This window comes from Aquabacterium sp. A08 (assembly GCF_011742065.1).
Genome location: NZ_JAAQQT010000237.1, coordinates 1 through 813 on the forward strand (window position 1 = coordinate 1; position 813 = coordinate 813).

Here is an 813-nt window from a genome sequence, read left to right on the forward strand (position 1 = left end):
TGCTCGAAGGCAGGCAGGATGCGTTCGGCCTGGTTGGCCCAGATGGCGGCGTTGGATTTCGCAATGACCACCCCACGCTCGTCGCGCTCGGAGACCTCCAGGTAGACGTGGCCGTTGCGCAGACGGGCGTCCACCACTTCGACCAGGGTCCAGACGCCTTCGCGGTAGGCAGCGGCCACGGCCTGGGACACGCCTGAGAGCAGGCGGGACAGGGGAATGCCTTTGCCGGTGGGCAGGCTCAGTGCGGGTGAAGACGCTGGGCTGGGTGCTGCCACGGCGGGCAGGCTCTCTGCCGAAGCCTCGTGCTGCGCTCGAAGGTCGGCGGGTAACCAGGTGGCGAAGGGGGCCAGGTCGCGGCCTTGGGGCACGTACCACTGACGGCGGCCCGCGTCCCAGCGCGCGCCCAGGGCCTTGACACGGTCTTTCTCGGCGTAAGGGGTGACGAGGTAGGTGCCGGTCATCGTGTCCAGGCTCTGGGGAATGGCTGTAGGAGTGTCTGTGGGTGTGCCTGCATCACTCCAGCACCAGCCGGATCTCGGTCAGCTTCCAGTCGGCAAACCCGCTGCGCTCGAAGACGAACCCGGGCTGGGGATCGTCCGCCCCCACCCCGGGTTCACGGCCGTAGGCGATCAGCTTGTCCACGCTGGCGCGCTCGAAGGTCCATTCGATCTTGCTGGGCTTCTCGGCCGGGGCTGGTGTCTGGCCGGACGGGTGACCAGGCTCTTGCGCGCCGGGGCTGTTCCCGCCTTGGCCCAGCTGGAGCTTGCGGGCCTGCATCAGGTTCATGACCATCTCGGGCCGCATGACCGCATC

Annotated in this window: 1 protein-coding gene and 1 pseudogene; both read right to left on the bottom strand. The window is 68.3% G+C overall.

Annotated elements, in window-relative coordinates; translation table 11 throughout:
* Positions 1-461 (bottom strand): DUF5710 domain-containing protein (locus HA630_RS01325; protein ID WP_243855319.1); only part of this gene is annotated, 461 nt, incomplete at its 3' end.
* Between the two features lie 52 nt (positions 462-513).
* Positions 514-813 (bottom strand): annotated as a pseudogene (locus tag HA630_RS01330) (hypothetical protein); the annotation flags it as partial.